Annotated in this window: 12 protein-coding genes; 6 read left to right on the forward strand and 6 right to left on the reverse strand. The window is 66.4% G+C overall.

The features are described 5' to 3' along the window. Window positions 1-114: 114 nt before the first annotated feature. Window positions 115-1,272: an acetylornithine deacetylase gene (gene argE / locus JZZ72_RS17045; RefSeq protein ID WP_043863421.1), complete on the reverse strand. Its 1,158-nt coding sequence runs from the start codon at window positions 1,270-1,272 to the stop codon at window positions 115-117. Between the two features lie 120 nt (window positions 1,273-1,392). Between argE and JZZ72_RS17050 the strand changes: the two genes are divergently transcribed. Continuing rightward, window positions 1,393-2,760 carry a CYTH domain-containing protein gene (locus tag JZZ72_RS17050; RefSeq protein ID WP_054915510.1) on the forward strand — a complete coding sequence of 456 codons (1,368 nt, stop codon included), beginning with the start codon at window positions 1,393-1,395 and terminating at the stop codon, window positions 2,758-2,760. A gap of 3 nt (window positions 2,761-2,763) precedes the next feature. Here JZZ72_RS17050 and JZZ72_RS17055 read toward each other — a convergent pair whose 3' ends face one another. Then, complete coding sequence (locus tag JZZ72_RS17055) at window positions 2,764-3,228, reverse strand: Lrp/AsnC family transcriptional regulator (protein ID WP_043863419.1); 465 nt, start codon at window positions 3,226-3,228, stop codon at window positions 2,764-2,766. A gap of 126 nt (window positions 3,229-3,354) precedes the next feature. On the opposite strand from JZZ72_RS17055, the gene JZZ72_RS17060 reads away from it, so the two are divergent. The 5 genes from JZZ72_RS17060 to JZZ72_RS17080 all read left to right on the forward strand — a co-directional run bounded on the left by JZZ72_RS17060 (window position 3,355) and on the right by JZZ72_RS17080 (window position 7,370). Then, the gene (locus JZZ72_RS17060; RefSeq protein ID WP_043863418.1) at window positions 3,355-3,696 is read left to right on the forward strand and encodes a hypothetical protein; all 342 of its coding nucleotides are present in this window, start codon (window positions 3,355-3,357) and stop codon (window positions 3,694-3,696) included. A gap of 89 nt (window positions 3,697-3,785) precedes the next feature. Then, the gene (locus tag JZZ72_RS17065; protein ID WP_058541757.1) at window positions 3,786-5,528 is read left to right on the forward strand and encodes a GspE/PulE family protein; all 1,743 of its coding nucleotides are present in this window, start codon (window positions 3,786-3,788) and stop codon (window positions 5,526-5,528) included. 83 nt (window positions 5,529-5,611) lie between these two features. After that, window positions 5,612-6,532, forward strand: coding sequence for an SPFH domain-containing protein (locus JZZ72_RS17070; protein WP_043863416.1), 921 nt, complete (start codon window positions 5,612-5,614; stop codon window positions 6,530-6,532). Window positions 6,533-6,534: 2 nt separating this feature from the next. After that, window positions 6,535-6,984, forward strand: coding sequence for an NfeD family protein (locus tag JZZ72_RS17075; protein ID WP_054915507.1), 450 nt, complete (start codon window positions 6,535-6,537; stop codon window positions 6,982-6,984). A 71-nt stretch (window positions 6,985-7,055) separates the two neighbouring features. Further along, window positions 7,056-7,370 (forward strand): DUF2388 domain-containing protein, encoded by a 315-nt coding sequence (locus JZZ72_RS17080; protein ID WP_043863414.1) that lies wholly within the window; start codon window positions 7,056-7,058, stop codon window positions 7,368-7,370. 64 nt (window positions 7,371-7,434) lie between these two features. On the opposite strand, the gene gcvP is transcribed toward JZZ72_RS17080, so the two are convergent. The 4 genes from gcvP to JZZ72_RS17100 all read right to left on the reverse strand — a co-directional run. Beyond that, window positions 7,435-10,308, reverse strand: coding sequence for an aminomethyl-transferring glycine dehydrogenase (gene gcvP, locus JZZ72_RS17085; protein ID WP_210014749.1), 2,874 nt, complete (start codon window positions 10,306-10,308; stop codon window positions 7,435-7,437). Between the two features lie 83 nt (window positions 10,309-10,391). Beyond that, entirely contained in the window at window positions 10,392-10,775 is a 384-nt protein-coding gene (gcvH, locus tag JZZ72_RS17090; protein WP_043863412.1) for a glycine cleavage system protein GcvH, read from the reverse strand. A gap of 45 nt (window positions 10,776-10,820) precedes the next feature. Continuing rightward, a complete protein-coding gene (gene gcvT / locus JZZ72_RS17095) occupies window positions 10,821-11,903 on the reverse strand; it encodes a glycine cleavage system aminomethyltransferase GcvT (RefSeq protein ID WP_058541754.1) in 1,083 nt (360 codons plus the stop codon). A 118-nt stretch (window positions 11,904-12,021) separates the two neighbouring features. After that, window positions 12,022-13,638 (reverse strand): ABC transporter permease (locus tag JZZ72_RS17100; RefSeq protein ID WP_236066288.1); only part of this gene is annotated, 1,617 nt, incomplete at its 5' end.

The following is a 13,638-nucleotide window of genomic DNA, read 5'->3' on the forward strand; positions in this document are numbered from 1 at the left end:
CTGTAGAAACCTGTGGAAAAAGGACAAGAACGGAAAAGCACACAGCGCTCGAAGGGTTATCGTCGCAACAGGTCTGGCGTCACGCGCATTCTCCTTGGGTAAAAACGGTTGAAATCAGCGGGCAATTACCGGGTTGAGGCAATAATGCCCGATCAACTCACGCAATAGACGCACGGTAGGCTCCAGGCGTGACATTTCGAGGTACTCGCCCGGCTGGTGGGCACAGCTGATGTCGCCGGGGCCCAGCACCAGGGTTTCGCAGCCCAGACGTTGAAGATAAGGCGCCTCGGTACCAAAGGCCACCGCCTCGGCCGTATGCCCGGTAAGACGCTCGGCCACGCGCACCAGTTCGGCGTCGGCGGCCTGCTCGAACGGCGGCACCTCGGGAAACAGCGGCGCGTAGTCGATCTTCACCTGGTGCTGTTCGGCCAGCGGCGCCAGCTTGCTGCGGATCGCCGCACGCAGCACTTCCGGGTCCATCCCCGGCAACGGACGCAGGTCGAATTCCAGGGCGCACTGCCCGCAGATACGGTTGGGGTTGTCGCCACCGTGGATGCAGCCGAAGTTCATGGTCGGCTGCGGCACGCTGAACTGGGCGTTGCTGTACTGCTGCTGCCATTGCCGGCGCAGGCCCATCAGCTCGCCCATCACCGCATGCATCGCCTCCGAGGCGCTGTGGCCCAGGCTCGGGTCGGACGAATGACCGCTGCGCCCGAGGATATCGATGCGCTCCATCATCACCCCCTTGTGCAGGCGGATCGGGCGCAGCCCGGTCGGCTCGCCGATCACCGCAGCACGGCCCAGCGGGCGGCCGGCGTCGGCCAGGGCGCGGGCGCCGGACATCGAACTTTCCTCGTCGCAGGTGGCCAGGATCAGCAGCGGCTGCCTGAACGGCTGCTCGAGCAGCGGGCGTACCGCCTCGATCACCAGGGCGAAGAAGCCCTTCATGTCGCAACTGCCAAGGCCCACCCAGCGCCCGTCAACCTCGGTCAGCTTGAGCGGATCGGTCTGCCACAGCTGCGGGTCATAGGGCACCGTGTCGCTGTGCCCGGCCAGCACCAGGCCACCGGGGCCGCTGCCGTAGCTGGCCAGCAGGTTGAACTTGCCCGGCGTCACCTCCTGCAGCTCGCAGGCAAAACCCAGGTCACCCAGCCAGGTGGCCAGCAGGTCGATCACCGCGCGGTTGGACTGGTCCAGGCTCGGCTGGGTGCAACTGACCGACGGCGTGGCGATCAGGGCGGCGAACTGGTCTTTGAGCGGCGGCAAAGGCATGCGCATTCTCCTCGGTACGAGGCCCATCATAGGGCTATCGGGCACCTGGAATAAACCGTCGGCGGCCGACTCCTGTACACTGCACGGCCAAGACGCACCCAGTCATCGAGCCTGCCAGCAATGAACAAAGAAACCGAACTCAAACTGCGGGTCAGCCGCGAGACCCTCGCTGCCCTGCGCGAACACCCGTTGCTGAAGAAGCGCAACAAGTCCGGCTGGCAGCAGCGCGAGCTGCTCAATCAATATTTCGATACCCCAGAACGCGACCTGGCCGCGGCCAAGGTGGCCCTGCGCCTGCGCCGTGACGGCGACGTGGTGATCCAGACCCTCAAGGCCCGTGGCCACAGCACCGCCGGGCTGTCGGTACGCAACGAGCACGAATGGCAGCTGCCCAAGGCCAAGCTCGACCTCAAGAAGCTCGACGAGCAGGTATGGCCGGCCGAGCTGGCCGACCTGGACAAGAAAACCATCAAGCCGCTGTTCAGCACCGACTTCACCCGCGAGTACGCCGAAATCGCCTGGGGCCGTGGCAAGGCCAAGGTGGTCATCGAGGCTGCGCTGGACCTGGGCCATGTAGTGGCCGGCAAGCAGAAGGAAGCCATCTGCGAGCTGGAGCTGGAACTGCGTGAAGGCGACCCGGCCGCACTGCTGGAACTGGCCGCCGAGCTGGCCGCCAGCCTGCCGCTGATGCCGTGCGACATCAGCAAGGCCGAACGCGGCTACCGCCTGCTCGACCCCTCGAGCTTCGCCGTGAGCCTGCCGCCTGCTGAACTGAACGCCGAGATGCCGCTGGACGATGCCTTCGCGGCACTGGCCTGGCACCTGCTGGGCAGCAGCCAGCGCCTGGCCGAGCAGTACCTGTTCAACGGACACTGGCGCCTGCTGCAGGACTGGGTCCAGAGCCTGGCCGAACTGCGCGCCCTGCTCGGCAGCCTGGGCCAGGCCGCGCCACGCCCGACCACCAGCGCCCTGCGTGCCAGCCTCGACGCCCTGCTCGAGGACTGGCGCCCGCTGGTGCTGGCCGGCAACGACGACGAAGACGTGCGCCGCGCGGCGCCCGAGCAGTTCGCCGAAGAACTGCTCGACACCCGCTGGGGCCAGTTCTCGCTGGACACCTCGCGCTGGCTGCTGGCCCGTGGCTGGACCGTCGAGCGCAACAAACGTGGCGACCGCCAGGGCGCTGCGCAACTGGGCAACTGGCTCAAGGTGCTGCTGTCGGACGAAGCCAACGCGCTGCAACTGCCGCTGTACCACCGCCAGCCTGAAGACCTGGCCGAACAGCTGCCGCGCATCGAGCGCCTGCTGGCCTGGCTGCACCATGCCCGCCAGGTGCTGGAAAGCCCCGACCTGGACCGCCTGTTCGGCGAGCTGAACAAGCTGCACGAACTGGCCAGCCTGCCAATCAGCGACGACGTGCTCGAAGCCCGTGTGCATCAGGCCATGGCGGTGTTCCAGAGCCGCGGCTGGAAGCACCTGCTGCGCAAGTGACGGCTACACCGGCAAGCTGGTCGTGGACTTGATTTCGGACAAGGCCACGATCGAGTTGACCTCCTGGATCCCCGGCACCATCGACAGCTTTTCGAAGAAGAACCGTTCGTAGGCTTCGATGTCCGGGGTGACGATGCGCAGCAGGAAGTCCACTGCGCCCATCAGCACATAGCATTCCAGCACCTCGGGAAACTCGCGGATCGCCTCGGTGAATTCGGCGAAGTTGGTCCGCCCGTGGGCGTTGAGTTTGACCTCGGCGAAAATCTGCGTGTTCAGGCCGATCTTCTTGCGATCGAGCAGGGTCACCTGCCCGCGAATCACCCCCTCCTCCTTGAGCCGCTGGATCCGCCGCCAGCACGGCGACTGCGACAGGCCGACCCGTTCGGCAATCTGTGCGCTGGACAGCGACGCATCCTCCTGCAGCAGAGCCAGGATACGTCGGTCGTAGGCGTCCAGTTGGCTTTGCATGTTTTATCCCCTCAAGGCGCCATTAATGAATTGAACAATGCGCAGATTACGCAGATCGCTCGATCATAGAGAAAAAATACCCGGTTGAAGATGTAAAAATTCCTCCATCGAAACCGGAGATTTCCCATGAGCGCCCACGAACGGCTGGACAGCCCCGTCACCCCGCTGCGCAGCGATGTCTGGGCCGCCAATGCTGCGCACAGCAGCGTGCGCTACAGCCTGCAGGTGGAAGCCGAGCCGGACAGCCTGTGCCGCGTGCTCAACCTGTTTGCCCTGCAGTTCCTCACCCCGCACCAGGTACAGATGCAGCAGCAGGACGACCTGTTGAACCTGGAGATCGGCGTAGCCGGCCTGAGCTGGCACCGCGCCGAACTGATTGCACAGAAAATGCGCAACCTGATCTGTGTCGCCCAGGTCAGCGTCGAGCCTCTGGCGGCCTCGCGCATGCCATTGCAGCAGGCACGCTGAACAGAAAAATCCGGCAACCCTTGCGACAGGCCCTGTGGTCCGCTGGCAGCTAGCCTTGGCTGGCCGTCCGACCTTCGCAAGGAAGCCCCATGCCTGCCACGCCGCCCGATCGCTGGCTCGACCTCGACACCCTGCTCGCCGAACTGCTCGCCCAGCAACGCATCAGCCCCGCCTGTGCGCGCCCCTGGCCGCAGGCCGCCAATGAACCCACACATCCGCTGGAGCGCATCGCCCGACGCGGCCTGAACGACCTGCAACGCCCCGGCCATACCCTGGACCTCGATGCCCTGGGCGAATGGCTGGGCCGCCAGGCCGGCCAGCGCCATGTGCGCATCGACCCCCTGGCACTGCAGGCAGCCAGCCTCGGCGGGCTGATGTCGGCCGCATTCGCGCGGCGTCACCAGATTCTGGCCATCGCGGTGGATGCCCACACGGTGACCGTCGCCAGCGCCCAGCCCTACGTACGCAGCTGGGAGCGCGACCTTGGGCAGGTGCTGCAACGCAGGGTGCAGCGGGTGCTGGCCAGCCCGGTGCAGATCCGTGAGCTGAGCCAGGCGGTGTTTCGCCTGGCCCACTCGGTCAGTGGTGCCAGCCAGCAGGCCGTGCCCGGGCCCGACGGCGCCAGCCTCGAGGCACTGCTCGACCTGGGCAACAGCGCAGGCGACGTCGATGCCAACGAGACGCACATCGTCGGCATCGTCGACTGGCTGTTGCAGTACGCCTTCGAGCAGCGCGCCAGCGATATCCACATCGAGCCGCGCCGCGACCAGGGCCACCTGCGCCTGCGCATCGACGGCCTGCTGCACCCGGCCTACCAGTTCCCGCCGGCAGTGACCCTGGCGGTGGTCAGCCGGCTCAAGAGCCTGGGGCGCATGAACGTCGCGGAAAAGCGCCGCCCGCAGGATGGCCGCATCAAGGCCCGCTCGGCCGCCGGCGCCGAGGTCGAACTGCGCCTGGCCACCCTGCCCACCGCGTTCGGCGAGAAACTGGTACTGCGTATCTTCGACCCGCACCTGCTGCATCAGGACTTCACCCAGCTGGGCCTGGACGGCGAGGCGCTGCAGCACTGGCAGGCGATGCTGCGCCAGCCCCACGGCATCATCCTGGTGACCGGGCCGACCGGCTCGGGCAAGACCAGCACCCTGTACGCCACCCTCAAGCAACTGGCCACGCCACAGGTCAACCTGTGCACCCTCGAAGACCCGATCGAACAGCTCGAGCCGGCCTTCAACCAGATGCAGGTGCAGCCCGGCATCGACCTGGGCTTTGCCAACGGTGTGCGTGCGCTGCTGCGCCAGGACCCGGACATCATCATGATCGGCGAGATCCGCGATGCCGACACCGCGCAGGTGGCGATCCAGGCCGCGCTCACCGGCCACCTGGTGCTCTCGACCCTGCACACCAACGATGCCTGCGGCGCCGTCGGGCGCCTGCTGGAACTGGGCATCGCGCCGTACCTGATCCGTGCCACGCTGGTCGGCGTGCTGGCCCAGCGCCTGGTGCGCACGCTGTGCCCGGCGTGCAAGGTGGCGCAGCCGCTCGACATGGCGCACTGGCGCGAACTCGACCCGCAGGCGCCGCTGCCCACCGCTACCTGCCAGGCTGAAGGCTGCCGCGATTGCCGGTACACCGGCTACCGGGGCCGCACCGGCCTGTTCGAGCTGCTGCCTGTGAGCCCACGCCTGCGCGAGCAGCTGTCGGGCGACGTCGACCTGGCAAACCTGCGCCGCCAGGCCCGGGCCGAGGGGCTGGGCAGCCTGCGCACCAGCGGCGCGCAAAAAGTCGCCGCAGGGCTGACTACACTGACAGAAGTGATTCGCGTTACTGCATGAAATGAAATGATCCGGCGCTGGCCTGCACAGCTGACCACATGCCAAGCTTGCGCACTTTCAGTCCTGCTGACCAAGGAAACGTCATGCAAATCGGAATGGTAATGCTGTTATTCGTGGGCCTGGCCCTGGCGCTGGTGTTCATGGGGTTCAAGGTGGTGCCGCAGGGTTTCCAGTGGACCGTGGAACGCTTTGGCCGCTACACCACCACCCTCAAGCCGGGCCTCAACATCATCGTGCCGGTGATGGACCGCATCGGGCGCAAGATCAACATGATGGAAAGCGTGCTGGACATCCCGCCGCAGGAAGTCATCACCGCCGACAACGCCACCGTGCAGATCGATGCGGTGTGCTTCTTCCAGGTGGTCAACACGGCGCAGGCCGCCTACGAGGTCAACAACCTCGAGCACGCCACCCGCAACCTGCTGCAGACCAACATCCGTACCGTGCTCGGCTCCATGGAACTGGACGCCATGCTCAGCCAGCGCGACGCCATCAACGAGCGCCTGCTGCGCACCGTGGATGAAGCCACCGCACCGTGGGGCATCAAGATCACCCGTATCGAGATCAAGGACATCAGCCCGCCGGCCGACCTGATGGCCGCCATGTCCGGGCAGATGAAGGCCGAGCGGGTCAAGCGTGCGCAGATCCTCGAAGCCGAGGGCCTGCGGGCGGCAGCCATCCTCACCGCCGAAGGCAAGAAACAGGCGCAGATCCTCGAGGCCGAGGGTGAGCGTCAGGCGGCCTTCCTGGAATCGGAGGCCCGCGAGCGCCAGGCCGAAGCTGAAGCCCGCGCCACCCAGGTGGTGTCCGAGGCCATCGCCAACGGCAACGTGCAGGCCATCAACTACTTCGTGGCGCAGAAGTACGTCGACGCGCTGGGCAAGCTGGCCTCGGCCAACAACAGCAAGGTGGTGCTGATGCCGCTGGAAGCCAGCCAGGTGATCGGCGCCGTCGGCGGCATCGGCGAAATCGTGCGGGCCACCTTCGACGGCAAGAAGGGCTGAGCATGTGGGACTACCTGCAACACCTGTCGTTCTGGGACTGGCTGGCGCTCGGTACGCTGCTGCTGATCCTGGAGGTGTTCGGCGCCGGCGGCTACCTGCTGTGGATCGGGGTGGCGGCGGCGGGCGTGGGCGTGATCACCTTCGTCGTCCCGCAGCTGCCGTGGACCTTGCAGTTCCTGCTGTTCGGCCTGCTGTCGGTATTCACCGCAGTGTTCTGGTGGCACCGTCAGCGCAGCAATGCCAGCCCCAGCGATGCGCCGGGGCTGAACATGCGCGGCCAGGAACTGATCGGCCGGACCTTCGTGGTGCAGGAGGCCATCGTGGGCGGTCGCGGCAAAATCAAGGTCGGCGACGGGGTGTGGATGGTCCGCGGGCCGGACCTGCCGGTGGGCACCCCGGTGCAAGTGCTGTCGCAGGACGGCGCGATACTGCAGGTTGGCCCCGCACCGTAGGCCCTGGGGAACTTGCCTGGGGAAATCACGATCCAACGCACCATAATAGCCCCCACACTGGAGTAAGCCCCATGCGCGTCAAACTTGCGGTTGCCACCCTTGCCTTGTTGTCGCTGCCGGTTGGCTCGGCGATGGCTGATGGCTTCTGGCGTGATGTGATTTCGTCCGGTGCCACCACCGGCTCCACCTACCTGACCTTCAAGGACCACAAGCTGGTGGTGGCGGCGCAGGAAGATGCCAGCAGCTATGTGGCCAGCAACGGCCAGATCAGCGGGCCGTATCTTGAAGCTGCCATGCAGCGTGTGCGTGCCGAGCAGCCAGGGCTGCAGGTCAGCGACATGGAACTGGCCAATGCGATCCTGGCGCAGAATGCCGTGACCGAGTAATCGCCTCGCCGGCAATGCCGGCTCCTACAGGAGCCAGCCTTGTCGGCCCACGAGGCCCTGGACCTCAGCGATAATCCTCCACCGGCACACACGCACAGAACAGGTTGCGGTCCCCGTACACGTTGTCCACCCGGTTCACCGCCGGCCAATACTTGTGCAGCCGCGCATGGTGGCTCGGCGCAACACCCTGCTCGATCGAGTAAGGTCGTTCCCACACCCCCAGCACATCCGCCAAGGTATGCGGCGCCCGCTTTAGCGGGTTGTCCTCGGCTGGCCAGTTGCCGTTCTGCACCTCTGCAATCTCGGCCCGAATCTTCAGCATCGCCTCCACGAAGCGGTCCAGCTCGGCCTTGGACTCGCTCTCGGTCGGCTCCACCATCAAGGTGCCCGGCACCGGGAACGACATGGTCGGCGCATGGAACCCGTAGTCCATCAGGCGCTTGGCCACATCCTCTTCGGTGATGGCGGTCAGCGCCTTCAAGGGCCGCAGGTCGAGGATGCACTCATGCGCCACCCGCCCATTGCGCCCGCGGTACAGCACCGGGAACGCCCCGCCCAACTGCTGGGCCAGGTAGTTGGCCGACAGGATCGCCACCTCGCTGGCATCGGCCAGTTGCGGCCCCATCATGGCGATGTACATCCAGCTGATCGGCAGGATGCTCGCACTGCCCCAGGGCGCCGCACTGACCGCAGTGTTCTGCGGGTCGGGGCCGGGCACCGGCACCACCGGATGGCTGGCCACGAACGGTGCCAGGTGTGCACGCACGCCGATCGGGCCCATGCCCGGCCCGCCACCGCCATGGGGAATGCAGAAGGTCTTGTGCAGGTTCATGTGCGATACATCGGCACCGATGTCCGCCGGCCGCGCCAACCCGACCTGGGCATTGAGGTTGGCGCCATCCATGTACACCTGGCCACCGTGGCTGTGGATAACTTCGCAGATCTCACTGATGCCTTCCTCGTACACGCCGTGGGTCGACGGGTAGGTGGCCATCAGGCAGGCCAGGCGCTCACCTGCCGCCTGGGCCTTGGCCTTGAGGTCGACCAGGTCGACGTTGCCCGCCACATCGCATTCCACGATCACCACCTGCATGCCGGCCATCTGCGCAGACGCCGGGTTGGTGCCGTGCGCCGAGGCCGGGATCAGGCAGATATCGCGCTGACACTGCTGGCGGCTGCGGTGGTACTTGCTGATCGCCAGCAGCCCCGCGTATTCACCCTGGGCACCGGAGTTGGGTTGCATGCAGATGGCATCGAAACCGGTGATCGCGCACAGCCAGCGCTCCAGCTCGTCGATCATCGCGGTATAGCCCTGGGCCTGGGTGAGCGGCGCGAACGGGTGCAGGTTGGCGAAGGCCGGCCAGGTGATGGGGATCATCTCGCTGCTGGCGTTGAGCTTCATGGTGCACGAGCCCAGCGGGATCATCGACTGGTTGAGGGCCAGATCCTTGTTCTCCAGCTGCTTGAGGTAACGCAGCATCTCGGTTTCGCTGTGGTGCAGGTTGAACACCGGGTGCGTCAGAAACGCCGACTGGCGCTGCAAGGCGTCGGGGATGCCGCTGTGCTGCGCCTGGGCATCCAGCTCGGCCACGCTCAGCCCATGGTCGGCGCCCAGAAAGATGCCGAACAGGCGCAGCACCGTGGCCTCGTCGCAGGTTTCATCCAGGCTTACGCCCAGGTGCCCGCGGCCCAGGATGCGCAGGTTGATCTGCGCGGCCTCGGCGCTCTGGATGATCGCGGTCTGGCTGCCGCCGACGTCCAGGGTCAGGGTGTCAAAGAAGTGCTCGTTCAAGCGCTTGAGCCCCTTGGCTTGCAGGCCGGCAGCCAGGATCACCGTGAGCCGGTGCACCCGCTGGGCGATGCGCCTGAGCCCTTCGGGCCCGTGGTACACGGCATAGAACCCGGCGATGTTGGCCAGCAGCACCTGCGCGGTGCAGATGTTGGAGTTGGCCTTCTCGCGGCGGATGTGCTGTTCGCGGGTCTGCAGGGCCATGCGCAGCGCCAGGTTGCCGCGCGCGTCCTTGGAAACGCCGATGATGCGCCCTGGCATGGCGCGCTTGAAGTCGTCGCGGCAGGCAAAGTAGGCCGCGTGCGGGCCCCCGTAGCCCATGGGCACGCCAAAGCGCTGGGTCGAGCCGAGCACCACGTCGGCGCCCTGCTCGCCCGGCGGGGTCAACAGCACCAGGCTCAGCAGGTCGGCGGCGACGCAGGCCAGCGCCTGCTGGGCATGCAGCTGCTCGATGGCCGGGCGCAGGTCGTGCACCCCGCCGTGGGTGTTGGGGTATTGCAGCAGCGCGCCGAACACCCGGTGCTTGTCCAGGTTGTCCAGCCCATCGACGATCAGCTCGAAGCCGAAGCCCTCGGCGCGGGTCTGCAATACGGACAGGGTCTGCGGGTGGCAATGTTCATCGACGAAGAACGCATTGCTGCGCGACTTGGCCATGCGCCGTGCCAGAGCCATGGCTTCGGCAGCGGCCGTCGCTTCGTCGAGCAGCGAGGCATTGGCCAGGTCCAGCCCGGTCAGGTCGATGACCATCTGCTGGTAATTGAGCAGCGCCTCCAGGCGACCCTGGGCGATCTCCGGCTGATACGGCGTATAGGCGGTGTACCAGCCGGGGTTCTCCAGCACGTTGCGCAGGATCACCGTGGGCGTCAGGGTAGCGTGGTACCCCATGCCGATCAGGCTGGTCCACACCTGGTTCTGCTCGGCGTAACCGCGCAGTTTTGCCAGGGCGGCCTGTTCATCAAGCGCCGGGGGCAGTTCCAGCGGGCGGTTCAGGCGAATGCCCGGCGGGACGGTCTGCTCGATCAGTTCACTGCGACTGCTCAGGCCCAGGGCCTGCAACATCGCCTGCTGCTCGGCCGCATCCGGGCCAAGATGACGACGCAGGAACGGGTTGGGATCGTGCAGTTGGCTCAGGGACGGCGACTGGGACATAGCGGCTCTCTCTTCCAAGACCAAGCCTCGAGGGGTCGAGGCTTATTGAGTCTAGGAAGGGATTGCCGTTCGTGCGGGAAAAACTACTCGCCGATGGCGGCCTTGTAGCCGGCGGCGTCCAGCAACTGCTCCAGCTCTGCCGGGTTGGACGGCTTGAGCTTGAAGATCCAGCTGGCGTAAGGATCGTTGTTCAGGTTCTCAGGGCTGTCGCTGAGGTCTTCGTTGACCGCGATCACTTCGCCGCTGACCGGCGCGTAGATATCCGAAGCGGCTTTCACCGACTCCACCACCCCGGCGGCGTCCTTGGCCGCGAACACCTTGCCGACCTCGGCCAGTTCGACGAATACCACGTCGCCCAGGGCTTCCTGGGCGTGGTCGCTGATGCCCACGGTGACGGTACCGTCGGCTTCCAGCCTGGCCCACTCGTGGCTCTCGGCAAAACGCAGGTCGGCGGGGATATTGCTCATAGTGTCTTTCCTCAACAGGTCAGCGGTCGGCCCGCCGGAATGAATTCAGATCAGGATCTTGCCCTGGCGCACGAAGGTCGGCTTGACCACCCGTACCGGGTACCACTTGCCGCGAATTTCCACCTCGGCGCGGTCGGCGGTAGCCACCGGCACGCGGGCCAGGGCAATCGCCTTGCTCAGCGTAGGAGAGAAACTACCACTGGTGATCTCCCCTTCGCCAATCTGTGCGATTCGCACCACCTGATGCGCACGCAGCACACCGCGTTCCTCGAGCACCAGGCCGACCAGTTTCAGCTGCACGCCTGCGGCCTGTTCGGCCTCCAGCGCACGGCGTCCGATGAAGTCGCGGTCGGCCGGTTCCAGGGCGATGTTGTGGGCCAGGTTGGAGGTCAGTGGCGAGTGTGCCTCGTCGATGTCCTGTCCGTACAGCGTCATGCCCGCTTCCAGGCGCAAGGTATCGCGCGCGCCCAGCCCGCTGGGGGCAATACCGGCGCCGACCAGGTCGTTGAAGAACGCCGGGGCCTGCTCTGCCGGCAGGGTGATCTCCAGGCCGTCTTCGCCGGTGTAGCCGGTACGCGAGATGAACCAGTCGCGACTGCTGCGGCCTTCGAAGGGGGCCAGTTCACGAATCAGCGCCGCACGGTCACTGCTCACCAGTTCGGCCAACTTGTCCCGCGCATGCGGGCCCTGCACAGCGAATATCGACAGTTCGGGACGCTCGCGCACCTGCACGTCGTAGTCGCCGATATGGGCCTGCAGCCAGGCCAGGTCCTTGTCGCGGGTGGCGGCGTTGGCCACCAGGCGGTAGCCGTCGTCGGTGCGGTAGACCAGCAGGTCGTCGATCACACCGCCCTGTTCGTTGAGCAGGGTGCTGTACAGGGCCTTGCCGTGGGCATTCGGGCTGGCCACATCGTTGGCCAGCAACCAGCGCAGCCAGGGCGTGGCCTGGGCGCCGTGCACATCGATCACGGTGAGGTGCGAGACATCGAAGACCCCGCAGTCGCGGCGCACCTGGTGGTGCTCCTCGACTTGCGAGCCGTAATGCAGGGGCATGTCCCAACCGCCAAAATCGACCATCTTGGCGCCAAGCGCCAGGTGCAGGTCATAAAGAGGCGTACGCTGTCCCATGGGTTTCTCCTTCCGGGCGTGGCGAGGCTGCGGCTGAGGGCAGCGTTTCAGCTACCCGGTGCTGATCGGCCGCAGCGAATGCCGCGCATTGTAGCCGCAAGGGCGCAGCCTTACACCCTCAGTGACTCTGACCCGGGTGACGCGCCGAACGCCTTATCAACCCGATGACCGGCAGCAGCCCCACCAGCACCAGCGTCAACGCCGGCAGCGAGGCACGCGACCACTCGCCCTCGCTGGTCATCTCGAATACCCGCACCGCCAGGGTGTCCCAACCGAACGGGCGCATCAGCAGGGTGGCGGGCATCTCCTTGAGCACATCGACGAACACCAGCAGCGCCGCGCTCAGCGCACCCGGCACCAGCAGCGGGAGATACACCTTGAAAAACAATCGCGGGCCGCTGACCCCGAGGCTGCGCGAGGCCTCCGGCAGCGAGGGTCGGATGCGCCCCAGGCTGTTTTCCAAGGGGCCGTAGGCCACGGCGATGAAGCGCACCAGATAGGCCAGCAGCAGTGCCGCCAGGCTGCCCATCAGCAGCGGCCGGCCGGCACCGCCAAGCCAGCTCGAAAGCGGCACCACCAGCTGGTTGTCGAGGTAACTGAAGGCCAGCATGATCGACACCGCCAATACCGAGCCGGGCAAGGCGTAGCCCAGGTTGGCCAGGCTGACCCCGGCGCGCACCACACGGGTAGGGGCCTGGCGTCGGGCAAACGCCAGCAGCAGTGCCACCGCCACGGTGATCAGCGCAGCCATGGCGCCCAGGTACAGGGTATGCAGGATGAGCGCGCCATAGCGCTCGTCGAGGTCGAAACGCCCGCGCTGCCAGAACCACACCAGCAACTGCAGCACCGGGATAACAAACGCGCAGGCGAACACCAGCAGGCACCAGCTGCTGGCAGCCAGCGCCTTGACCCCGCGCAGGTGGTACAGCGCCGCCACCCGGGGCCGCTCGTTGCTGCTGCGTACCGCACCGCGGGCCCGGCGCTCGCCGTACAGCACCAGCATGACGGCCAGCAGCAACAGGCTGGCGAGCTGGGCGGCGCTGGAGAGGCTGAAGAAGCCGTACCAGGTCTTGTAGATGGCGGTGGTGAAGGTGTCGAAGTTGAACACGGCCACCGCGCCGAAGTCGGCCAGGGTTTCCATCAGCGCCAGCGCCACGCCCGCGCCGATCGCCGGCCGCGCCATGGGCAGGGCCACGCGCCAGAAGGCTTGCAGCGGCGATTGCCCGAGCACCCGCGCCGCTTCCATCAGGCCCTTGCCCTGGGCCAGGAAGGCTGTACGTGCCAGCAGGTAGACATAGGGGTAGAACACCAGCACCAGCACGATGATCACCCCGCCGGTGGAGCGCACGCGCGGCAGGCGCATGGGGCCGAACCATTCGCGCAGCAGGGTTTGCACCGGGCCGGAGAAGTCCAGCAAACCGACGAAGACGAACGCCAGCACATAGGCGGGGATGGCGAACGGCAGCATCAATGCCCAGTCGAGCCAGCGTCGGCCGGGGAATTCGCACAGGCTGGTGAGCCAGGCCAGGCTCACGCCCAGCACGGTGACGCCGACGCCCACGCCGAGGATCAAGGTCAGGGTGTTGCCCAACAGGCGGCTCATCTGGGTGTCGAGCAGGTGCGACCAGATCTGCAGGTCGATGCTCTGCCACGACAGCACCAGCACGCTCAGCGGCAGCAGCACCAGCGCGCAGACGGTGAAGACCAGGGGGTACCAGCGGCGTTGGGCGGGGTG

Source organism: Pseudomonas palmensis (genome assembly GCF_017848315.1).
Classification (GTDB): domain Bacteria; phylum Pseudomonadota; class Gammaproteobacteria; order Pseudomonadales; family Pseudomonadaceae; genus Aquipseudomonas; species Aquipseudomonas palmensis.